25 protein-coding genes and 1 tRNA gene are annotated in these 18,377 nt (G+C 57.4%); 14 read left to right on the top strand and 12 right to left on the bottom strand.

The genetic code is table 11. The features are described 5' to 3' along the window. Positions 1-3 precede the first annotated feature (3 nt). Both ABJN86_RS13590 and nusB read left to right on the top strand, forming a co-directional pair. The gene (locus ABJN86_RS13590) at positions 4-540 is read left to right on the top strand and encodes a 6,7-dimethyl-8-ribityllumazine synthase (RefSeq protein ID WP_348363550.1); all 537 of its coding nucleotides are present in this window, start codon (positions 4-6) and stop codon (positions 538-540) included. Beyond that, a complete protein-coding gene (nusB, locus tag ABJN86_RS13595) occupies positions 537-1,007 on the top strand; it encodes a transcription antitermination factor NusB (protein ID WP_348363549.1) in 471 nt (156 codons plus the stop codon). Before ABJN86_RS13590 ends, nusB begins: the two co-directional genes overlap by 4 nt. Positions 1,008-1,014: 7 nt before the next feature. On the opposite strand, the gene ABJN86_RS13600 is transcribed toward nusB, so the two are convergent. From ABJN86_RS13600 to ABJN86_RS13615, 4 genes are all read right to left on the bottom strand, one after another. Then, complete coding sequence (locus ABJN86_RS13600; RefSeq protein WP_348363547.1) at positions 1,015-1,515, bottom strand: hypothetical protein; 501 nt, start codon at positions 1,513-1,515, stop codon at positions 1,015-1,017. 246 nt (positions 1,516-1,761) lie between these two features. After that, positions 1,762-2,178 carry an SRPBCC domain-containing protein gene (locus ABJN86_RS13605; protein ID WP_348363545.1) on the bottom strand — a complete coding sequence of 139 codons (417 nt, stop codon included), beginning with the start codon at positions 2,176-2,178 and terminating at the stop codon, positions 1,762-1,764. Next, a complete protein-coding gene (locus ABJN86_RS13610) occupies positions 2,171-2,494 on the bottom strand; it encodes a metalloregulator ArsR/SmtB family transcription factor (protein ID WP_348363544.1) in 324 nt (107 codons plus the stop codon). Before ABJN86_RS13610 ends, ABJN86_RS13605 begins: the two co-directional genes overlap by 8 nt. After that, the gene (locus tag ABJN86_RS13615) at positions 2,491-2,910 is read right to left on the bottom strand and encodes a DUF4437 domain-containing protein (RefSeq protein ID WP_348363543.1); all 420 of its coding nucleotides are present in this window, start codon (positions 2,908-2,910) and stop codon (positions 2,491-2,493) included. The genes ABJN86_RS13610 and ABJN86_RS13615 overlap by 4 nt, the downstream gene beginning before the upstream one ends. 115 nt (positions 2,911-3,025) lie before the next feature. Between ABJN86_RS13615 and ABJN86_RS13620 the strand changes: the two genes are divergently transcribed. After that, the gene (locus ABJN86_RS13620) at positions 3,026-3,481 is read left to right on the top strand and encodes an MmcB family DNA repair protein (protein WP_348363541.1); all 456 of its coding nucleotides are present in this window, start codon (positions 3,026-3,028) and stop codon (positions 3,479-3,481) included. 149 nt (positions 3,482-3,630) lie between these two features. Here ABJN86_RS13620 and ABJN86_RS13625 read toward each other — a convergent pair whose 3' ends face one another. Further along, positions 3,631-3,816 carry a hypothetical protein gene (locus tag ABJN86_RS13625; protein WP_348363539.1) on the bottom strand — a complete coding sequence of 62 codons (186 nt, stop codon included), beginning with the start codon at positions 3,814-3,816 and terminating at the stop codon, positions 3,631-3,633. Further along, positions 3,813-4,610 carry a DUF6502 family protein gene (locus ABJN86_RS13630; RefSeq protein WP_348363538.1) on the bottom strand — a complete coding sequence of 266 codons (798 nt, stop codon included), beginning with the start codon at positions 4,608-4,610 and terminating at the stop codon, positions 3,813-3,815. The genes ABJN86_RS13625 and ABJN86_RS13630 overlap by 4 nt, the downstream gene beginning before the upstream one ends. Before the next feature lie 68 nt (positions 4,611-4,678). Here ABJN86_RS13630 and ABJN86_RS13635 point away from each other — a divergent pair, with 68 nt between their 5' ends. Beyond that, positions 4,679-5,947, top strand: a complete 1,269-nt coding sequence (locus ABJN86_RS13635; protein ID WP_348363536.1) for a vWA domain-containing protein — start codon at positions 4,679-4,681, stop codon at positions 5,945-5,947. Positions 5,948-5,949: 2 nt separating this feature from the next. Here ABJN86_RS13635 and ABJN86_RS13640 read toward each other — a convergent pair whose 3' ends face one another. Then, on the bottom strand, positions 5,950-6,144 hold the full coding sequence (locus ABJN86_RS13640) for a DUF6324 family protein (RefSeq protein ID WP_348363534.1): 195 nt from the start codon (positions 6,142-6,144) through the stop codon (positions 5,950-5,952). 151 nt (positions 6,145-6,295) lie between these two features. Here ABJN86_RS13640 and ABJN86_RS13645 point away from each other — a divergent pair. Further along, positions 6,296-6,372: transfer RNA gene (locus ABJN86_RS13645), tRNA-His, on the top strand. An 83-nt stretch (positions 6,373-6,455) separates the two neighbouring features. Here the strand turns inward: ABJN86_RS13645 and ABJN86_RS13650 are convergent. Next, on the bottom strand, positions 6,456-6,770 hold the full coding sequence (locus tag ABJN86_RS13650) for a DUF6476 family protein (RefSeq protein ID WP_348363532.1): 315 nt from the start codon (positions 6,768-6,770) through the stop codon (positions 6,456-6,458). Here ABJN86_RS13650 and ABJN86_RS13655 point away from each other — a divergent pair. The 4 genes from ABJN86_RS13655 to ABJN86_RS13670 all read left to right on the top strand — a co-directional run bounded on the left by ABJN86_RS13655 (position 6,769) and on the right by ABJN86_RS13670 (position 10,972). Then, complete coding sequence (locus ABJN86_RS13655; RefSeq protein ID WP_348363531.1) at positions 6,769-7,791, top strand: RluA family pseudouridine synthase; 1,023 nt, start codon at positions 6,769-6,771, stop codon at positions 7,789-7,791. The genes ABJN86_RS13650 and ABJN86_RS13655 overlap by 2 nt on opposite strands. 178 nt (positions 7,792-7,969) lie before the next feature. Then, on the top strand, positions 7,970-8,866 hold the full coding sequence (gene rpoH / locus ABJN86_RS13660) for an RNA polymerase sigma factor RpoH (protein ID WP_348363529.1): 897 nt from the start codon (positions 7,970-7,972) through the stop codon (positions 8,864-8,866). A gap of 112 nt (positions 8,867-8,978) precedes the next feature. After that, complete coding sequence (locus tag ABJN86_RS13665; RefSeq protein WP_348363527.1) at positions 8,979-9,971, top strand: ankyrin repeat domain-containing protein; 993 nt, start codon at positions 8,979-8,981, stop codon at positions 9,969-9,971. A 38-nt stretch (positions 9,972-10,009) separates the two neighbouring features. After that, positions 10,010-10,972 (top strand): Gfo/Idh/MocA family oxidoreductase, encoded by a 963-nt coding sequence (locus tag ABJN86_RS13670; RefSeq protein ID WP_348363526.1) that lies wholly within the window; start codon positions 10,010-10,012, stop codon positions 10,970-10,972. On the opposite strand, the gene ABJN86_RS13675 is transcribed toward ABJN86_RS13670, so the two are convergent. After that, positions 10,969-11,322 (bottom strand): MmcQ/YjbR family DNA-binding protein, encoded by a 354-nt coding sequence (locus tag ABJN86_RS13675; RefSeq protein ID WP_348363524.1) that lies wholly within the window; start codon positions 11,320-11,322, stop codon positions 10,969-10,971. The two genes, ABJN86_RS13670 and ABJN86_RS13675, sit on opposite strands and share 4 nt — an antisense overlap. An 89-nt stretch (positions 11,323-11,411) precedes the next feature. Beyond that, positions 11,412-11,936: an NADPH-dependent FMN reductase gene (locus ABJN86_RS13680; protein ID WP_348363523.1), complete on the bottom strand. Its 525-nt coding sequence runs from the start codon at positions 11,934-11,936 to the stop codon at positions 11,412-11,414. A 221-nt stretch (positions 11,937-12,157) separates the two neighbouring features. Between ABJN86_RS13680 and ABJN86_RS13685 the strand changes: the two genes are divergently transcribed. After that, positions 12,158-12,646: a twin-arginine translocation pathway signal gene (locus ABJN86_RS13685; RefSeq protein WP_348363521.1), complete on the top strand. Its 489-nt coding sequence runs from the start codon at positions 12,158-12,160 to the stop codon at positions 12,644-12,646. Positions 12,647-12,701: 55 nt separating this feature from the next. Continuing rightward, positions 12,702-13,247 (top strand): ferric reductase, encoded by a 546-nt coding sequence (locus ABJN86_RS13690; protein WP_348363786.1) that lies wholly within the window; start codon positions 12,702-12,704, stop codon positions 13,245-13,247. Positions 13,248-13,257: 10 nt separating this feature from the next. On the opposite strand, the gene ABJN86_RS13695 is transcribed toward ABJN86_RS13690, so the two are convergent. Continuing rightward, positions 13,258-14,175 (bottom strand): LysR substrate-binding domain-containing protein, encoded by a 918-nt coding sequence (locus ABJN86_RS13695; protein WP_348432276.1) that lies wholly within the window; start codon positions 14,173-14,175, stop codon positions 13,258-13,260. Between the two features lie 136 nt (positions 14,176-14,311). Between ABJN86_RS13695 and ABJN86_RS13700 the strand changes: the two genes are divergently transcribed. Together ABJN86_RS13700 and ABJN86_RS13705 are read left to right on the top strand one after the other, a co-directional pair. Then, complete coding sequence (locus ABJN86_RS13700; protein ID WP_348363519.1) at positions 14,312-15,034, top strand: ribonuclease activity regulator RraA; 723 nt, start codon at positions 14,312-14,314, stop codon at positions 15,032-15,034. 49 nt (positions 15,035-15,083) lie between these two features. Continuing rightward, positions 15,084-16,598, top strand: coding sequence for an aldehyde dehydrogenase (NADP(+)) (locus ABJN86_RS13705; protein ID WP_348363517.1), 1,515 nt, complete (start codon positions 15,084-15,086; stop codon positions 16,596-16,598). A 64-nt stretch (positions 16,599-16,662) separates the two neighbouring features. Here the strand turns inward: ABJN86_RS13705 and ABJN86_RS13710 are convergent, their stop codons facing one another. Next, positions 16,663-16,998: an acyl-CoA thioesterase gene (locus ABJN86_RS13710; RefSeq protein WP_348363784.1), complete on the bottom strand. Its 336-nt coding sequence runs from the start codon at positions 16,996-16,998 to the stop codon at positions 16,663-16,665. A gap of 871 nt (positions 16,999-17,869) precedes the next feature. Between ABJN86_RS13710 and ABJN86_RS13715 the strand changes: the two genes are divergently transcribed. Beyond that, a complete protein-coding gene (locus tag ABJN86_RS13715) occupies positions 17,870-18,337 on the top strand; it encodes a nuclear transport factor 2 family protein (protein WP_348363516.1) in 468 nt (155 codons plus the stop codon). Positions 18,338-18,377: the final 40 nt, after the last annotated feature.

The raw sequence follows: 18,377 nt of genomic DNA on the forward strand, positions 1-18,377 counted from the left end.
CGCATGGCCGCAACAGAGCAACACCACATCCTAGACACGCCAAAGTTCGACAAGCCGGTTAAGTTGGCGATCGTTGTCTCGCCTTACTACAAGGACATCGCGGCCAATATGGTGGCAGGTGCCAAGGCCGAGGCCGAGAAGGCAGGCGCCAGCGTCGAGGTGATCGAGGTTCCCGGTGCGCTGGAAATCCCGCCCGCCATTCGCATTGCCTTTCGCCAAAGCAACTTCGACGGGTTTGTGGCCTTGGGCTGTATCATTCGCGGCGAGACGACGCATTATGACACGGTCTGCAATGACAGCTCTCACGGGTTGATGTTGCTGGGTTTGCAAGGCGCAAATATCGGCAATGGCATCCTCACGGTGGAAAATCGCGCACAAGCCGAGGTGCGCGCAGACCCGAAAGATCAAAACAAAGGGGGCGGAGCGGCGCAAGCGGCCTTGCATCTCATCGCATTGCAGCGCAAATACGGCGCTTCCAATTCTGGCGTGGGATTCTTGCCGCGCAAAAACGACGATGATGAGAGTTTCCAGATCGCATGACCACTTCAGGTAATCAAAAACGCGCTATGCGCTCCGCCGCTCGTCTTTACGCCGTGCAGGCCTTGTTCCAGATGGAGCACAGCGATCACACCATCGATAAGGTGCGCACCCAGTTCGAGGACCACCGCTTTGGCGAGGTGATCGACGACAACGAAATGGTTGAAGGCGACGTTGAAACCTTTCGTGCCCTGCTTGATGGCGCTGTGGCCGAGCAGTCGCAGATTGACCAAATGACCGACCACGCGCTGGTGGCCAAATGGCCCATCGACCGGATTGACCCGACCCTGCGTGCGTTGTTCCGCGCGGCGGGGGCCGAGTTGGTTGCCGCCAAGACGCCGCCTAAGGTGGTGATTGTGGAGTTCGTCGACGTGGCAAAGGCCTTCTTCCCAGAGGGCAAAGAGTCAAAATTCGTCAACGCCGTGCTCGACCACATGGCCCGTGAAGCACAGCCCGACGCCTTCAAGTAAATCGCGCTTAAGAGCCGCAAAGCCTCCGCACGGTGGCGCGGCGAGTATTGTCGAAGACGCCGAAGCCGGATGCGGTGTCGCTGCTGATGCGCACTTCCGCGCCCGCAATTTCACCGCCCGAGACCTGCGTGCGCCCCTGATCGCCGTGGCGCAACACATCGTCCACATCAATGGTGAAGCTGACGACACTCTCGGAGGGCCAATCAAGCACTTGGAAACGTAGCAAGGGCCCTGCGTCCTCTACGGCCACCGCGCTTATCTGTCCGTTAAGGATTTGGAATGGCTGGGCCGCGTCAGAGACCGCGCCGCCATCTTTCGTGTCGAAGATCATCCCTCCGTAGCTACCCGTCCCGTCAATCACCACTGTGACCGCGCTCAATGCGCAGCCGGTATTGGTGAGGGTGAACGTATCGGTGGGGGTGCCTTCGGTGAAACGGATATCGACTTGCGCGAAGCTAGCGGACGCGGAGGCAAGGCCAATCGCAATGGGCAAAGCAAGGCGCAGCATTCGGGGCTCCGGTTGGCGAAGGTAGGTGACGGAACCACCACAACCGTAGAACGCTTATTCCCGCAGACCTGTATGTACAGGTGGGCACCAGGTAACTGAACCAGGGTCCAGACAGAGCCAGCTCCCGAGGAATTGCTTAAGGCCACCAGAATGTAGCGTTCATGTTACAAGAAGGGCAGAACCGTCATAACCGATTTAGGCGCTCCCTCGCTGCAACGCAAGGGAGCGGGACGATGTTAATCGGCTCTAATCGGCGTGGGCATCGGCTCGCATACGGCCCAGATGATCGTCCCAGCCCTTATCCAATGCCAATGTCAGGCCAAATGCGTCCTCGCCTTGCGGCAGGCCAGAATGCTCTAACGACAGGCGCGTGCCTCCCACCACCTCTTCCAGCGTCCATTTGACGGAGCTGGTGGCACCGCCCATGGGGGCGATTGTGAAGGTGTATTCAAGGTAGTCATGTGGCTGCGCTTTCACCACATTCCCCCACATCAGCTTGTCGCCGCTCTCTGTTCCATACATGGCGTACTCTTGCCCGTCAGCTAATGCGACCTTGGGCTTATGGAACCAAATGGCCAGCTTGTCCGGCTCTGTCAGGTAATCCCAAACGGTGGCTTTGGGGGCTTTAAGGTAGATGGATTTGCGAATGGTGGCCTCAGTCATCGGAGTGGTCCTTTTCAATGGCAGATTTCAAGTCGGTAAGGCGGTCGTCCCAGAACTGCTCGAAGAAGTTGAGCCAATCGCGCACAGGGGCGAAGCCTTCGGGGTTCAGGGCGTTCACGCGCTCGCGCCCTCGGGTGCGGACGGTGATCAATCCGCCGTCATTTAGTACAGTGAGGTGTTTTTTGACGGCGGCGCGGGTCATGTCAAAGTTGTCGCTGACTTGTGCGATGGTCATGTCGGTCTCGCTCAATTGGCGCAGTATCTCGCGGCGTGTCGGGTCGGCGAGGGCCTTGAAGGTGGGTTGTTCTGTGATCATGGCTGGCCTACGGGAAGGAAATCAAACTGGCCGTCCTGATACAGGAATGCGACGCAAGGCACGTCCGATACGCAGCTGGAGACATGGGGCAGGTCTTTCGGGATCTTATAGAATGCCCCAGCCGATAAAACGGGTGCTGTTTGCGGGTTCACATGGGCGACATGTGTCATTTCCCCTTCCACCACGATGCCAAACATATTGGCGGTTTTCACGTGGGGCGGACTGGCTAGGCCTGCAGGGAGGCGCACCATGGCCATATAGGCGCTCTCGAACCTGTTTCCTTCAAGTGCGGCGAAGGCGACCCCTTCAGGGGTGGTTTGCCAATCGAGTTGCGACGTCGGGAGATTGGTAATCTGTGGCTCTGCAAATGCGGGCAGTGTAATCAGCGTTGCCAAGCCGAGTAGGGGGAAGCGCATGGGGCTCTCCTGTAAGTGAAACTATTTGGTATCATTTATATATGAAACCAAAAGGTATCGCGTCAAGTGATTCATTTTAGTTGATTTATGTTTACGTTTTGTTCACATTCCTTGAATGCCCTTGAAACCGCCATTTAACTTGCAACCCGGTCAGCTTTTGGCCCGAGGTGTATCGCGCCACCTAACAACGCATGGCTTTGCTTGCATTGAGGAATTTACGCCCGAGCGCGGAAAAAGGGTGGATGTTATGGGCCTTGGGCCGAAAGGGGAGTTGTGGGTTGTTGAATGCAAATCTTCTCGCGCGGATTTCCAGTCTGACACCAAGTGGCACGGCTATTTGCAATGGTGTGATCGCTACTTTTGGGCGGTGGATGGGGATTTCCCAACCGAGCTATTGCCCGACACCACAGGTCTGATTATCGCTGATGCTTATGACGCCGAGATCGTTCGGATGTGCCCTGAAGATAAGCTGGCCGGAGCGCGACGCAGGGTGCTAACGCAAAAATTCGGGCGCGTTGCCGCGTTGAGGCTAAACCAGATGCGCGACCCAGACTTTAGACGCCTTGCCTAATCACATCAAATCCAGCCTGATTTTGATTTGATTGAGTTAACTCATTGTAAACATAGGTAAAGCCGTTCGGTTCGTTCGGCTGTTTTAACACAAGAAAAGTGTTAACGGCGCACGGCTTGGGTAACCCGTGGGTTACCCTCAGTGGCCCCTTAATCAACCGAGCATCCGGTGCCGCCGATGCCGTCGTCTTCGCCGGGAACGCATTCCTCAACCTTCGCGTGTGGGGCGGCCTCAACGGTGGTCTCGGCGATAATCGGTTCTTCAAGGATGAGGTATTCGGGGGTGGCACACCCTGCCAAAGTCAGTGCCAAGATCGCCGCTGCTATCCGCTTCATTTTGCGTCCTCAAAGTAGAAATATCCGCCTGCACGGAATCTGACGGGAGACGCATCGCTTGGCAACGCCTTCATCGCGGCGGCTTGGCTGTTGAGCTTCTCAAGCAACAGCATTTGCCCGTCGCGGTATTGCTGTTCCAGCGTGGCGACTTGGTCGGGCGAGAGGGCGGCGTAATGCACCGCGCGCTCAAAATAGGGCGGCGCGTCGGAGGTGATGTTGACCGTTGCAGCGCTCAGGTGGTCACCCATGTTGCGCGCGAGATAGGCCATTTGGTCCTCGGACCCCGCCAGCGGTTGGTAGGAGGTCTCAACCAAGGTCACGGTCTCGCCGTCCACCGATACTGTCCCCGCGGCGATCAGCGTGTCCAACATCGTGCGCGGGTGGACGTCGCGGCGCACTTCCCATGCCAGCGCCTCGAATGACGGGGCGGGGCCGCTTTTGGGCAGGGGTTTATCCGCGTAATCCGCCTCGGTCTGCCACAGGGAGACAAGGCGTGACAGGTGGGTCAGGCGCGGCTCATTGGGGCGGAAGTCGCGCAAGCGGGCGACGTCGCGGCGCTGTAATCCGGTCATCACTGACAGGCGGCTGTCGGTTGGTTTCCCATCGCAGGTTTCACGTGCGGCTTCGACATAATGCGCTTTCAGGCGCTCCGCCAAGTCGGGGAAGGGGACGCCGAGGGTTACCATGAGGCGGGCAAACGGGGCGAGGAGGGCATCTAGCAAATCCAACATATGCGCAATATGCACATTTTTCTTGACGGCAGCAAGCGAATTTGAAATATGTGCAAGGTACACATTGATTGGAGTTCCCCATGATCAAGACATTTTCAGCCCCCAGAGTGTTTCCCCGAATGATTCCCTGCATGGCCCTTGTGACCAGTGCCATTTTGTCCGCATGTGACATGCCAGAAGGAGTGGTGTTAAGTGAGCCTGTGTTGATTGAGCCGGCAATAGCCCCCGCAAGCGCTAAGGTCGCGCCAACAATTGCACCGACAATTGCACCGGCACCTGTTCCTTTGCCTCCGTCTCGCAATTCAGGGCGTGCGCGGCGCGGCGTTGTCACAGCGGGCGATATTGACGACGCATTGAACCTCGCGGCCTTCACCCGCTATCAGGCCAAATCGCGCAAAGAGCTAAAACTGCCGATGGCGAACCTGTCGACGCCCGTGTTGGCGCAGTTGCGCGGGGCCGACGGCAAACCTGCACCGGGGGTGCGGATCACATTGCGCAAGCCGGGTGCGCAGGAGCCGTTCTATTCTGGATACTCGGGCGTGGACGGCATGATCTCGGTCTTTCCGGCGAGCCTTGGGGCAGGGCTATTGCGCGAGGTCGAGTTGCGCGCGATCCCAGAGGAGCAGGGTGCCCCCATGGTGCAACGCCTGAAGACTGGCCAGCGTGCGCAGGTACAACTGCCGTTTAGTGGGGACTGGAAGCCGGACTTCTTGGATATGGTGTTTGTGGTGGATACGACGGGGTCAATGGCGGATGAATTGGCGTGGCTGACCAAGGAATTGAAGGGGCTAACACGTCAGGCCAAGCGGGCGGCAAGTGGCGTCGATATTCGTTATGGTTTGGTGGTCTACCGCGATGATGGGGATGCGTATGTGGTGAAAAACTATGGCTTCACCAAGCAACAGTCGCAGATGCAAGGTTGGCTGCGTCAGCAGTCTGCGGGCGGTGGCGGGGACTACCCTGAGGCGGCTGGTCGAGCTTTAGCCTCGGCGGCTGGTATGCAATGGCGAAGTGGTAAGGGGGAGCGGTTGATGATCCACGTCGCCGATGCGCCGGAGCATAACAATCGCGCCAAAACCTACCTGCAAGCGGCACGCAAGGCGGCGTCTAAGGGAATCCAAGTGTTTGGGCTTGGGGCCAGCGGGGTTGGGCCTGAGGCGGAATACCTCATGCGCCAAGCGGCGGTGCAAACGGGTGGCCGCTACATGTTCCTAACCGATGACAGCGGCGTGGGCTACGGCCACCAAGAACCCACTGTGTCTTGCTACCGCGTCACGGCATTGACGGATTTGGTGGGGCGGGTGCTGCGCTCCGAGCTGACAGGGCGGCGCATTGAGGCGGCCCCGTCCAAGGTGGTGCGCGAAGTGGGCAGCTACCGCAATGGCGTCTGCTTGAACTAGCGTTACTTGCCTTTGGACATCGTGCGGGCGCCAGCTGCGGCCGCACGAATTTCTTCGGCAATTTCTTCGGCTTCTTCGGGCTCAAAATCGAAAGGCAGCTCAACGCCGTCGGCCTCGACATAGATACGTACCATGCCGTCGGTGGTTGGACCGATTTGCAAGTTACCGGCGATTTCGCTTTCGCTGTTGATACCCATAGGACCCTCTTTGTCTTGGCGTGACCCTGAGGTAGCCCTGATGCCGCCGCGAGGCAAGGGGCGGGTGCGGAAGGGAATTTCAAATTCGGCGAATTATTCGCATCAGCGGTCTTGCAATCGCTCACACCTATGGGTAAATCCCACGCAGTGTGCCGCCTTAGCTCAGTTGGTTAGAGCACTGGTTTGTGGAACCAGGGGTCCCCCGTTCGAGCCGGGGAGGCGGTACCATCCCCCTTCAAGTTGGTAGTTGATGCGATCCGTGAAGAGATTTGCGCATGTCCGTGCGCCGTTATCGACGACACGCTCTGAACCTATGGGCGAGAGTTTACCTTAATTTCCTGCGTGAGCTCGCCGCTGTCGCGATCGAATATCAGGATCCGATTGTCGGATGTCACCACCGCGTACCATGTGGGGGCTTGCGTGAAGGCGGTTGTTTCAGTGCCGTCGGGTAAGGTTATGTAGTCTGGAATGGCGATGTCCGGCGCACCAGCGTTCAAGCGGATGACAACCAATGTAATCATCACTACAAGGCCCACAATCATCGTTGCGGTCAGGGTTGTTACCAAGCGTCGCAAGAACTTTAGGTTGGCGGGCTCTTCCGCCGGAATTTCGGGATTATTGTCCATGTCGCCTCAAACTATCGCGGTCGAGATCACTGACGCCCCGCCTGCGCGCCTTGATAAGGCATTGGCCTTGTTTGCACCAGTGGAGGCGCAGCTGAGCCGCTCACGTTTGGTCAAATTAATTGAACAAGGTGCGGTGTCACTGGACGGGGTGATTGTGGATCAGCCCAAAACCAAGGCGCAGCTGGGCCAAGTTTGGATGATCACCATTGGTGAAGCGGTCGATTACGACACCGTGGCCGAAGATATCCCGCTGGATGTGATCTATGAGGACGACGCGTTGATCGTGGTCAACAAGCCCGCGGGCATGGTGGTACATCCGGCACCCGGATCGCCTAATGGTACCTTGGTGAATGCTTTGCTGCATCACTGCGTGGACAGCTTGTCGGGGATCGGCGGGGAGAAGCGACCGGGCATTGTGCACCGTATCGACAAGGAAACCTCGGGGCTATTGGTCGTGGCCAAGACCGACATTGCGCATCAGGGACTGGCTAAGCAGTTCGAGAAGCACACGGTTGAGCGGCGCTACAACGCACTTGTTTACGGCGTGCCTGAGGCATCCGACCCGCGCATCAACGGCCTGCCGGGGGTGGCGTTTGAGCAGGGCAACATCCTGCGCGTGATCGCGAACCTTGCGCGTCACAAGACCGACCGCCAGCGCCAAGCGGTGGTGAAAAACACGGGCCGTCATGCGGTGACGCGGGCGCGGCTGTTGCAGCGCTTTGGCACGCCGCCTGTGGTGTCCTTGCTGGAGTGCTGGTTGGAAACCGGCCGCACGCATCAAATTCGCGTGCATATGGCCCATGTCGGGCACTCGCTCGTGGGGGATCCAGTTTATGGTGGTCGGCGGAAATTGGCCAAAAATGCGCTGCCAGAGACGGCACAAGAGGCGATCCGAGCCTTCCCACGTCAAGCGCTTCATGCGGCCACTTTGGGGTTCAAACACCCTGTTTCTGGTGAAATGATGCGGTTTGAGGCGGTTTTGCCGCCTGATTTTCAAGCGCTTTTAGAGGAATTGGGCTAATTTCCTGACATTTATGTGAATAGTCGTAACATACCCCTTAACGAACGACCTCGGGCTTCCTACATTAACTATTGAGAAAGGCGCACAGTGTATGTGCGCTGCAAAAACTTGAGTAGGGCGCAACCTGCTCATATGTTCATTATCCGTATTGGCACACCTATTAAGGGGGGCACGCACTATGTCGAATTACACATCATTACCAGCTCCAAGCCCTGAACAGGGCCTAAACCGCTATATGCAAGAAATCCGCAAGTTCCCGATGCTGGAACCTGAGGAAGAATACATGCTGGCCAAACGTTGGGCAGATGACGAGGACAGCGGTGCGGCGCACAAGCTTGTCACGTCCCACCTGCGCCTCGCGGCGAAGATCGCTATGGGCTATCGCGGCTACGGCCTGCCGACGGCTGAAGTGATCTCGGAGGCCAACGTGGGCCTGATGCAAGCGGTCAAAAAGTTCGACCCAGAGAAGGGCTTCCGCCTGTCGACTTATGCAATGTGGTGGATCCGCGCCTCCATTCAGGAATACGTCCTGCGGTCGTGGTCCATGGTGAAGCTGGGCACGACGTCGGCGCAAAAGAAGCTGTTCTTTAACCTGCGCAAAGCCAAGAATCGCATCGGTGCGTTGGAAGAGGGTGACTTGCGCCCTGAAAACGTATCGCGCATCGCCAACGACCTGAACGTGACCGAGAAAGAAGTGATCTCGATGAACCGCCGGATGTCTGGCGGGGACGCATCGTTGAACGCGGTGGTCTCGGCTGACGGCGAGGGTGCTACGCAGTGGCAAGATTGGTTGGAAGACGAGAACGCTGACCAAGCAAGCGACTATGAGGCCAAAGACGAGATGGAAACCCGCCGCGAATTGCTGGCGGAGGCCATGGACGTGCTGAATGACCGCGAGAAGGACATTTTGGTGCAACGCCGCTTGCAAGAGAAGGCGATCACGTTGGAAGAGTTGTCGACACAATATGACGTGTCGCGCGAACGTATCCGCCAGATTGAGGTCCGCGCCTTTGAGAAGTTGCAAGAGCGCATGCGTGAATTGGCGGCGGACAAGGGGCTGCTTGAGAGCGCCTAACTTTTGCCAAACTGAATTGAGACAAGGGCCGTGCAATGCGCGGCCCTTTTTCGTGGTCGCGGGGCGAAGGGCTGTGCCGGATTAAGTAAGAAGTGATCGAATTGGTGGTTGAATGATGTATTCGCGCGTGACGCCTGTGGTGTTGTTTACGATTTTTTGTCTAAGTGTCACAGGGGCTTACCTGAATGAAGGGCGCCGATCCTTAAAGCATCCCGCCGCCATGAGTGAGGCGAAGATGCAGGCACTAGATCTCTATTATACCGAGATGAAACTGGCGTTGCAGGTCGGGGATAATGGCCGCTTTGAGGAATTGATCACCCGTCAGGTTCTCGACATGGTGACGGATGACGTGGATAGCTTCGAGGTCGACGTACTGCCCCAACCTTACCAAGAATTGCGAGACTTGATGCTGAAGGGCAGTGTCGCTTCGGCGCAGGCGTTCTTGACGGCCCACCCAAATTTAGACCTCAACGCCCCGCAAGGGCGCTACGGTGCGGTGCCGATAATTTGGGCCACGGGGCATATGGATGCAGTTCCTTCAATGGTGAAGTTGCTTTTGGCCCATGGTGCCGATCCCAAAGTGCGCAGCGAGCGCGGCTATAACGTGCTGCATGCGGCGGCCTCACCGTTTAATTACTTCGCAGGCGCGTCGGATGCGGAAAACATGTTGAAATTGCTTCCGGCCGAGCTGGTGGCGGGCACCACCCAGATGGGGCTCACGCCGTTGCATCTGGCGTTGCTAAATGGGCAGCCAGAGTTGGCGATAAGTTTGCTGGCGCATGGGGCTGATCCGGATGCTCCCCCACCGTCACACGTGTCTCAAAGCTTCATGCCGGGGTATCCACCTTTGATGATTGCGGGAGGCGATGTTTCTATTGTGCAAGCTTTGCTGGCGGCTGGGGCGGACCCGACTGCGGTCAACGCGTCGGGGCGTAGTATTATGGACGTCGTGTCCGAAGGCGCGATTGCGGCGGAACGCGACTTGCAAGAACGCATTAGTGCGAGTGCTGCCGAAGCAAGCGACCGCGAATACGCGGCGGACTATGCGCGCGCGCGCGATATTATTCGCGCCGCCCTCGATGGGCGCTTGGCGGGCGACGGTTGAGGCACTAACCTTCAGCGAAACCGTTGGAGGAGATGATCATGACGAAACCGTTGAGCTGGGGTGTCTTAGGTGCCGCAAACTTTGCCTTTGAGCATATGGGCCCCGCAATACACTCCGCACGTGGGGCGCGATTAACGGCGTTGGCGACCAGTTCTGACGACAAATTCTCTAGGTTTTCCAACAAGTTTCCGGACCTCAAGCGCCACACGGATTACGACGCGCTTTTGGCAGATGATGGGATTGATGCGGTCTACATACCGCTACCCAATACATTGCATGTGGAGTGGGGCCTGAAGGCGATGGCCGCTGGGAAGCATGTGTTGATAGAAAAGCCCGTGGCCATGAAGGCAAGCGACATCGACGTCTTGATTGAGGCGCGGGATCGCACAGGTCTGATGGCGACCGAGGCCTATATGATCGTCCATCATCCGCAGTGGCAACGGGCGAAGGAGCTTGTGGCGAATGGTGCTGTGGGGGACTTGAAACAGCTGACTTGCGCGTTTTCATATGACAACCGCGACCCTGACAATATCCGTAACAAGGCGGATTTGGGCGGCGGTGCGTTGCCCGATATTGGTGTCTATGCCTTAGGCTGCGCGCGCTACGTACTGGGGGCGGAGTTTGAGCAAATCTCGGCCCAGATTGAACGAGTGGCAGGGGTGGATACATTGTCACGCGTGCAGGGGCAGATCGCAGGGGCGGCCTATAATGGATACGTGTCCACGCGGATGCAGCCCTTCCAAGAGGTAGTCTTTCACGGGGACGCAGGCCTGATCAAACTCACTGCGCCGTTCAATCCGAATGTCTACGGCATGGCGCAAATTGAGGTGCATCAGGGTGGGGATATCCGCATGGAGCGCTTCCCTGCGGCGAACCACTACGTCAATCAGGTGGAGGCCTTCTGCGCTTCGGTTGGGACGGGCGTGGATTATCCGTGGTCGCTGGAGGACGCTAAGGGGACGCAAGCTTTGATCGATGCGGTCTTTGCGGCTGCGGGTTAGATCCCCAAATCTGCGCGCAGCTTTTTGGTGAGCTTGGATTTGGCCATGTCGTATGAGGCCTCAATATGGGCTTTGAGCTCGGTGTCGGACAGGCCGGGTTCCTCGTAGTGCTGTATCCATTTCATGCCGCGCGAGGCCAAGTACGGGGCAGGGCGTAGACCGGGCATGTCGGGTAGAATTTCCCATGCAATGTCGGACACCTTGAAGGTGAACGCGTCCTTACCATCGTTCCAGCCGCAAACGGCAAACAGCTTGGTGCCGACCTTCCAGACGTCCGAGTTGCCCCATTGAACCACATGATTGGTCGCGGGCAGGGAGGCGCAAAATGCGTTGTACTCGTCTCTGGTCATGGATCGTTACCCGTCTGCTGTTGCTTGGCTGCGATCAGTTTGGCAGCGCGGGGCATTGGGGGCAACGACCTTCGGGTTTTCGCTAATGCTCATGAACAACGGGCTGTAAAATCCTTTATAAAACCTTCTACTTTCGCGCGGTTTTCTGAGGTCATCAGTTCTTGAAGTATTTCATCGGGAGATAGCTTGAGAAGATCGAAGGCGATGAAAGGGTCGAGCATGAACCTATCGCTGACGGTAGACAAAACCAGCCGCAGTTGAGCAAGCATATCGTCACCCCGATGAGAAGCATGCATCAACGCTATGGGCTTTGCGATGATTTCGTCTCGGGATACGAGCCAGTCGATTGCGTTCTTCAGGCCGCCAGGAATTGCCCTGACATACTCGGGACTTGAGAAGAGCAACCCGTCACTTTTGTTAATCATGTCGGCGAAGGCTTGAACGGGCTGTGGTAGAGGGCCATTCTCGGCGTCAGGTGAGAATACTGGTAGTTCGGCTACACCAGAAAACACGACCACCTCATGAGTTGGGTGAGCGATTTTCGAGACGGCCCTAAGTAAGGCTGTATTGGTGGAGGCCTCGCGGCCACTTCCAGAAATAGCAAGAATGTTCATTTGTTATCCCTAGGCGAAACCTATGCTGCTCTCAATGTCTAGTTCGTCCGGCAAAGGGGCATCGAAGTAAGCAGGTCCAAAGATAAATTATTTTGGGATTGGGGCCATGATGATCAGGTTCTCACAGAACTGTGAAACTCTGACTTGCCGCATTGGCGCCCGCTCCCTATCAATCGAGCGCAAAGCAATTATGATTTCGCCACGGTAAAGGAGAGGATGCTATGTCAGACTTGAACACCACCCGACGTGGGCTATTGGCGACGACAGGTGCGCTGGCCGCGACAGCCGTGTCCGGCCTTTTGCTGCCGGCACGCGCCCAAGGATTGGCCCCAACACCGACGATGCGCGGTGGATCGAACAACTACCAGCCCGGTGCCCCAATAGTGGAGCGGATTGGCGGCGGCGGGTTTTGGATGACGGGCAGCGTGCTCAGGGCGGGCGATGGTGCCCCGCTTTCGGGACAACGCATCCAGATTTGGGCGCATACCACCGAAGGCCACGAGCGTGACGCGCAAAGCCACGGGGCGACCCTGACCGATGCGAAGGGCAACTTCCGTCTGGAGATGCCGCAGATCGTGCCAGCCTTTGGGCAGGCGCATGGGCATCTGGCGTTCGAGGGTGAGGGGTTCGAGACCGTGTTCCTACGCCCTGTTATGTCCAACTCCCGTGACACCACATTGAACGTGGATTTCGTCCTTCAGCCGGTCTAGCGGGCAGGGCGGACGCATTCGTAGCATCTTAATATGGGGCGGTCTTTTGGCCGTTGTGGCGGTGCCCATCGGGGCCGCCGCCCTTAGCCCGTTTTTGGCGTGGCGCGGACCGATTTACATCTTCGCGGGATTTGCGGGTATTTTTGCGATGGCGCTATTGCTTATTCAGCCGCTGTTGGTGGCAGGGTATTTGCCCGGCTTTGAGGCGCGACGTGGACGAGGCGCGCACGGCGTTATCGGCGGCGCGTTGGTTTTATGTGTCGTGGGACACGTCGCAGGGCTTTGGATCACCAGCCCGCCTGACGTCATCGACGCGTTAACCTTTACTTCACCCACATCCTTTTCCGTCTGGGGCGTTGTGGCCATGTGGGCCGTTTTTACGACGGCCCTCGTTGCGAAGGGGCGACGTAGGTTGAGGCTTAAGCCCCACACATGGCGTGGTCTGCATCTGGGGTTGGCGGTTGTGATAGCGCTTGGCAGCACGCTCCACGCGTTGCTTATTGAGGGCGCAATGGAGACCATAACCAAAGCCGCCCTATGCGCGCTGGTACTTGTTGCCGTGGCCAAGGTCGTGCTGGTTTTCAGGCCGCGACGCCGCTGAGGTGTGCTAGCTAACCTTCCACGCGAAACTCTGCCAAGACGTCGATAATCAAGTCCTTCACGCGGTCACGAACGGCGGACTTTTGGCCGGAGCGAGACACAAGATACATGTCCGACCGGAACTGCTTGGGGAGCTTTACATCGCGGTAGACGATGTTCTCTAGCTGCATAACTTGCGCCGACTTGGGCACGATGGCGAAGCCAAGGCCGTGGTTGACCAGACTGATCACTGCGTGGGTTTGGCTGGCCTCCATTTTGGTGTCAGGCACTATCCCGCAAGACGAGAATAACGCGCCCATCGTCTCCATCAAAAAGCCGCCCCTGTCTTTGGTGTAGGAGACATAAGGTTCCCCGTCGAAGTCGTTGATTGAAAGGTCGAATTTTGTCGCCAGGTGATGCCCTATGGGGATGGCCATGACGAAAGGTTCGCTGACCGCTCTTGTGCGCTCTATCTCGCCGCGAGGCTGCTCCATTCGCGTCAGGCCCAGATCGATGCGGCCGGAGCGTTGAGATTCAATCACCTCGTAGCCCATCATTTCAATCGGGGTCAGGCCCACGTTGGGAAGCTCTTGCGCCATGCGCTGGGCGATCAATGGCATGAATTTCATCGCGGCAGAGGGGACAAAGCCAAGGGAGATGTTCCCAACGTCACCGCGCTCCGCCTGACGGGCATTCAGGATCGCGTGCTCTGCGCGTTGAATGATGTCGATAGCGCTGTGGTAAAAGCTTTCGCCAGCGGAGGTGAGGCGAACATGTCTGTTGTTGCGCTCCAGCAAGGTGAGGTTAACACGTTCTTCCAAGATTTTGATTTGTCTGGATAAAGGAGGTTGCGTCATGTTCATGCGCTCCGCTGCTCTGCGAAAGCTAAGCTCTTCGGCGACGGCAACGAAACACCTCATTTGGAAGAATTCAAACTGTCCTTGGACCATGTAAGTGCTCGTTATGCAGGGGAATTGAGAGGTATAATTGATACATTTTATGTATCGCAGCAATCTAATTGTGAAATTTACATTTCTGCCGCGAGGAACGAAATTACCACCCGACCCGCAGATGGAGGACCCCTAGATGACCGAGCACCCGCTAAAGCCCGAAACCAAAGCCATGCTCGAGAAAGTGTCCGTCGCGACGCTTTGCACGGTCATGTACAAACGTGGATTGCGCAATCAAGTGATCCAAGACGTGCACCCCCTGTCGCAAAAGGGGAAGAACATGGTCGGTCCTGCGTTCACCCTGCGCTACATGCCGGCACGTGAAGACCGGAACCAGTTGATCGAATTTCGCAACCCCAAGCACCCGCAACGCCACGCCGTCGAAATGTGCCCAGAGGGACATGTGCTGGTGATGGACAGCCGCAAAAGCGCCTATGCGGCTTCGGCGGGCGATATACTGGTGACGCGACTGATGGCGCGCGGCGTCGCGGGTGTTGTCACCGATGGCGGGTTTCGCGACGCGATGAGCATCGCCCAGCTGGAGATGCCCGCCTACCACCACCGCCCCGCGAGCCTGACCAACCTGACTATCAACGAGGCGATTGATATCAACGTGCCCATCGGCTGTGGCGACGCGCCCGTGTTTCCCGGCGATATCCTTGTGGGGGATGATGACAGCATCATCGTGCTGCCCGCCCATTTGGCCGAGGAGGCCGCCATTGAGGCGACAGAAATGACCGCCTATGAGGATTTTGTGCTGAGCAAGGTAAAGGCAGGGGCGAGCATCATCGGGCTATACCCCGCGACGGACGAGAAAAACTTGGCCGAGTTCGAAGAATGGAAAGCCAACCGCTCCTAAGTCGGCGCTTACAAATGACCAATTCCAAGACAAGAATGCGAGACGCAACATGACTTTTAAACCGCACGGAAAACACCTTATCGCAGGCAGCTGGGTAGACGGGGACGCCAGCACCGCCTCTACGCCCGCCCATGGGCCATCTCATGAATATTCGGTTGGCACATCCGCCCATGTCGACGCCGCCTGCCAAGCCGCCGAGGAGGCATTCTGGAGCTACGGCTATTCCAGCGCCCAAGACCGCGCGGAGTTCCTAAACGCGATTGCGGATGAGATCGAGGCACGCGCTGACGCGATCACTGAGATTGGCACCCAAGAAACCGGCCTCCCCGAAGCCCGCCTGCAAGGGGAGCGCGGACGCACCACGGGGCAGCTTCGCCTGTTTGCTTCATATATTCTGGATGGTGGTTATCTTGACCTGCGCCACGACGCGGCCCTGCCTGATCGTGCCCCGATCCCACGGCCTGACCTGAAACTGGTACAACGTCCGATCGGGCCCGTGGCGGTGTTTGGCGCATCCAACTTCCCGCTGGCGTTCTCGACCGCTGGTGGGGACACTGCGGCGGCCTTGGCGGCGGGGTGTCCTGTTGTGATCAAAGGGCACGGCGCACACCCCGGCACCAGCGAGATCATCGCCGAAGCCATCAACGCGGCGATCACAAGCTGCGGTGTGCATGCGGGCGTCTTCTCGCTAATTCAAGACGGCGCGCGCGAGATGGGGGCGGCACTTGTCCAGCACCCGTTGATCAACGCGGTGGGCTTTACCGGATCACTGGCTGGGGGGCGCGCGCTGTTTGATCTATGTGCGCAACGCGACACGCCTATCCCGTTCTTTGGCGAACTTGGCTCGGTCAATCCAATGTTTATGATGCCATCCGCCTTGGCAAATCGGGGCGAAGACATTGGCACCGCTTGGGCGGGATCTTTGACCATGGGGGCGGGGCAGTTTTGCACCAACCCCGGCGTGGCGGTTGTCATCGACGGGCCTGACGCGGATGCGTTTATTTCCGCCACGACAGCTGCCTTGGAGGAGGTTGCGCCGCAAACTATGCTCACCGACGGGATCGCGGAGGCGTACCGCTCTGGGCAGACACGCTTTGGGGGCGCAGAGGGCGTAAAGACGCTGTTGTCCACGACTTGCGGCAAGCGCGAGGCCAGCCCGTTTCTGTTTGAGACCACAGGGGCAGAGTGGATGGCCAACGATGAGCTGGAGGAGGAGGTGTTTGGCCCCCTCGGGCTGGTCGTTCGCGTGAAAGACGCGGCTCAGATGCAGGACGTCGCACGCAGCCTGAAGGGCCAGTTAACTTGCACGCTGCATCTGGACACAGAAGATCACGCGGCGGCACAAAGCCTGCTGCCTGTGTTGGAACGTAAAGCAGGGCGTTTGTTGATGAATGGCTTTCCAACGGGGGTCGAGGTCAGCGACGCGATGGTTCACGGCGGGCCATACCCCGCCTCCACGAACTTCGGGGCGACTTCGGTCGGGACCATGGCGATCAGGCGGTTCTTGCGGCCGGTTTGCCTTCAGGGATTTCCCGATGCGCTGTTGCCGCGTGAGTGCCATTAGATAAGTTGCAGCGTCCCTCGGTGATCCAAGGGACGCTGCACGATTTTGGGTAGTGCGAGACGCCTTAGGTATCGGGAAGCTGGCGCGGGTTGCCATCATCGTCGAGAGCCACAAAGACGAAGTCAGCGCTGGTCACCTTAGCCCCATCCTTGGCAAAGCGGGCGCGCGCCCAGACGTCCACATGCACTCGCATCGAGGTTCTGCCAACCTTCACCAGTGTCGCATAAAGCGTGACTTCGTCGCCGACTTTGACAGGGCGCAGGAACTGCATGGCTTCAACGGCGACGGTAGCGCCACGGCCTTGGGATACGCGGCCCGCCATGTTTCCGGCGGCTAAATCCATCTGCGACATGATCCAGCCCCCGAAGATGTCGCCCGCTGGGTTGGTGTCGGCAGGCATCGCCACCGTGCGGATGACAAGGACCCCGTCGTCTTGCTGGCGTCCATGAGAGCCGCGATCTTTTGCTCGCGCGAGGGTCTCCGCTTCACTGTTGCTCATCTTGATGATCCTTCCTGGGTGACACGCCTGCACGGCGGGAAATTGCGTTGATGGAGTGTAGCCCGAAATCAAGGAGCTGGGACACGGCATACACGAAATGTTGAGTGTTAGGTGATTTTGACACTCTCATGTCAGTCTGACCTGAAGACAGAAAATTCCTAATAAGATATTCATGTGTGTAGTCGCGAGCGGCTCTTTTGAGCCCTGAGTGAATTTTCTGCTACATAACCAATGCCTGCTGCTTGGTCGCATGAGGGGAAATAGCCATCACTTGGCGCGCGCCACCTCGTTGTTCTGGTTTCTATGTTCAAACCACAATAACTACATAGCCATGAAGATTTCAGCAATTTACACACTTCTGATCGTGCTGGGTACAAGCATATTTTTTATGTATTTCGCGAAGGATTGGACAGGAAATCACTGACCTCTTTTTGGGACTTCTATTGATCGGTTCTTCTATAACTACGGAACAATATTGAAGTACTTTCTTCTGCTTCCCATTGTCGTCTGTACCTACAAAGATTTCAGAGAAAACAAAGTGCTCGCTAAAATCTCGATGCTTATCATGCTGCTGACGGTATGGTTTTGTGCGTCCAGTTTGCTCTGGGTGATAACTGGTTAGGAGCTGTGTCGGCGTTATTGCACATCTCGACTTCGGGGCGCATGTTGTGAAAGAAAATCCAGATGACGAAGTTCTTATTTGCCGCGCAAAGTCCGTTGAGACAGTGAGGGTGTATCAGAATTTTAAAACCTGACAGGAGAATTTCACCCCATGGAAACACGCCCACCATTGCCGCCCTTTACCGAGGAAACCGCCCGCCAGAAAGTTCGGCTTGCTGAGGACGGTTGGAACGGCCGTGATGCCGCCAAGGTCGCATTGGCCTATACCGAGGACACGCAGTGGCGCAACAGGTCCACCTTCGTGACCAACCGCGATGAAGCCCGTGCATTCCTTGAGGCAAAGTGGATCAAGGAGCTGGAATACCGCCTGATCAAGGAGCTTTGGGCGTTTACCGACAACAGAATTGCCGTGCGATACGCCTATGAATGGCATGACGACAGTGGCAATTGGTTCCGGTCTTACGGGAATGAGAACTGGGAATTTGACGCATCAGGCCTCATGCAGCGGAGGTTTGCGAGCATCAACGATCTGCCGATCAATGAGGAAGATCGCAAGTTCCGTTGGCCACAAGGGCGCAGACCTGATGATCACCCCAGCCTGACTGAATTGGGACTGTGACACGGGCTTAATCGGGCCTAATCTCGAAGTCAGACACTTT

The organism is Litoreibacter sp., from assembly GCF_039974535.1.
Classification (GTDB): Bacteria; Pseudomonadota; Alphaproteobacteria; order Rhodobacterales; family Rhodobacteraceae; genus Litoreibacter.

Coding starts and splice junctions, on each gene's coding strand:
- ABJN86_RS13590 (WP_348363550.1), top strand. CDS start 4: ATGGCCGCAACAGAGCAACACCACATCCTAGACACGCCAAAGTTCGAC.
- nusB (WP_348363549.1), top strand. CDS start 537: ATGACCACTTCAGGTAATCAAAAACGCGCTATGCGCTCCGCCGCTCGT.
- ABJN86_RS13600 (WP_348363547.1), bottom strand. CDS start 1,515: ATGCTGCGCCTTGCTTTGCCCATTGCGATTGGCCTTGCCTCCGCGTCC.
- ABJN86_RS13605 (WP_348363545.1), bottom strand. CDS start 2,178: ATGACTGAGGCCACCATTCGCAAATCCATCTACCTTAAAGCCCCCAAA.
- ABJN86_RS13610 (WP_348363544.1), bottom strand. CDS start 2,494: ATGATCACAGAACAACCCACCTTCAAGGCCCTCGCCGACCCGACACGC.
- ABJN86_RS13615 (WP_348363543.1), bottom strand. CDS start 2,910: ATGCGCTTCCCCCTACTCGGCTTGGCAACGCTGATTACACTGCCCGCA.
- ABJN86_RS13620 (WP_348363541.1), top strand. CDS start 3,026: ATGCCCTTGAAACCGCCATTTAACTTGCAACCCGGTCAGCTTTTGGCC.
- ABJN86_RS13625 (WP_348363539.1), bottom strand. CDS start 3,816: ATGAAGCGGATAGCAGCGGCGATCTTGGCACTGACTTTGGCAGGGTGT.
- ABJN86_RS13635 (WP_348363536.1), top strand. CDS start 4,679: ATGGCCCTTGTGACCAGTGCCATTTTGTCCGCATGTGACATGCCAGAA.
- ABJN86_RS13640 (WP_348363534.1), bottom strand. CDS start 6,144: ATGGGTATCAACAGCGAAAGCGAAATCGCCGGTAACTTGCAAATCGGT.
- ABJN86_RS13655 (WP_348363531.1), top strand. CDS start 6,769: ATGTCGCCTCAAACTATCGCGGTCGAGATCACTGACGCCCCGCCTGCG.
- ABJN86_RS13650 (WP_348363532.1), bottom strand. CDS start 6,770: ATGGACAATAATCCCGAAATTCCGGCGGAAGAGCCCGCCAACCTAAAG.
- rpoH (WP_348363529.1), top strand. CDS start 7,970: ATGTCGAATTACACATCATTACCAGCTCCAAGCCCTGAACAGGGCCTA.
- ABJN86_RS13665 (WP_348363527.1), top strand. CDS start 8,979: ATGATGTATTCGCGCGTGACGCCTGTGGTGTTGTTTACGATTTTTTGT.
- ABJN86_RS13670 (WP_348363526.1), top strand. CDS start 10,010: ATGACGAAACCGTTGAGCTGGGGTGTCTTAGGTGCCGCAAACTTTGCC.
- ABJN86_RS13675 (WP_348363524.1), bottom strand. CDS start 11,322: ATGACCAGAGACGAGTACAACGCATTTTGCGCCTCCCTGCCCGCGACC.
- ABJN86_RS13680 (WP_348363523.1), bottom strand. CDS start 11,936: ATGAACATTCTTGCTATTTCTGGAAGTGGCCGCGAGGCCTCCACCAAT.
- ABJN86_RS13685 (WP_348363521.1), top strand. CDS start 12,158: ATGTCAGACTTGAACACCACCCGACGTGGGCTATTGGCGACGACAGGT.
- ABJN86_RS13695 (WP_348432276.1), bottom strand. CDS start 14,175: ATGGTCCAAGGACAGTTTGAATTCTTCCAAATGAGGTGTTTCGTTGCC.
- ABJN86_RS13700 (WP_348363519.1), top strand. CDS start 14,312: ATGACCGAGCACCCGCTAAAGCCCGAAACCAAAGCCATGCTCGAGAAA.
- ABJN86_RS13705 (WP_348363517.1), top strand. CDS start 15,084: ATGACTTTTAAACCGCACGGAAAACACCTTATCGCAGGCAGCTGGGTA.
- ABJN86_RS13710 (WP_348363784.1), bottom strand. CDS start 16,998: ATGCCTGCCGACACCAACCCAGCGGGCGACATCTTCGGGGGCTGGATC.
- ABJN86_RS13715 (WP_348363516.1), top strand. CDS start 17,870: ATGGAAACACGCCCACCATTGCCGCCCTTTACCGAGGAAACCGCCCGC.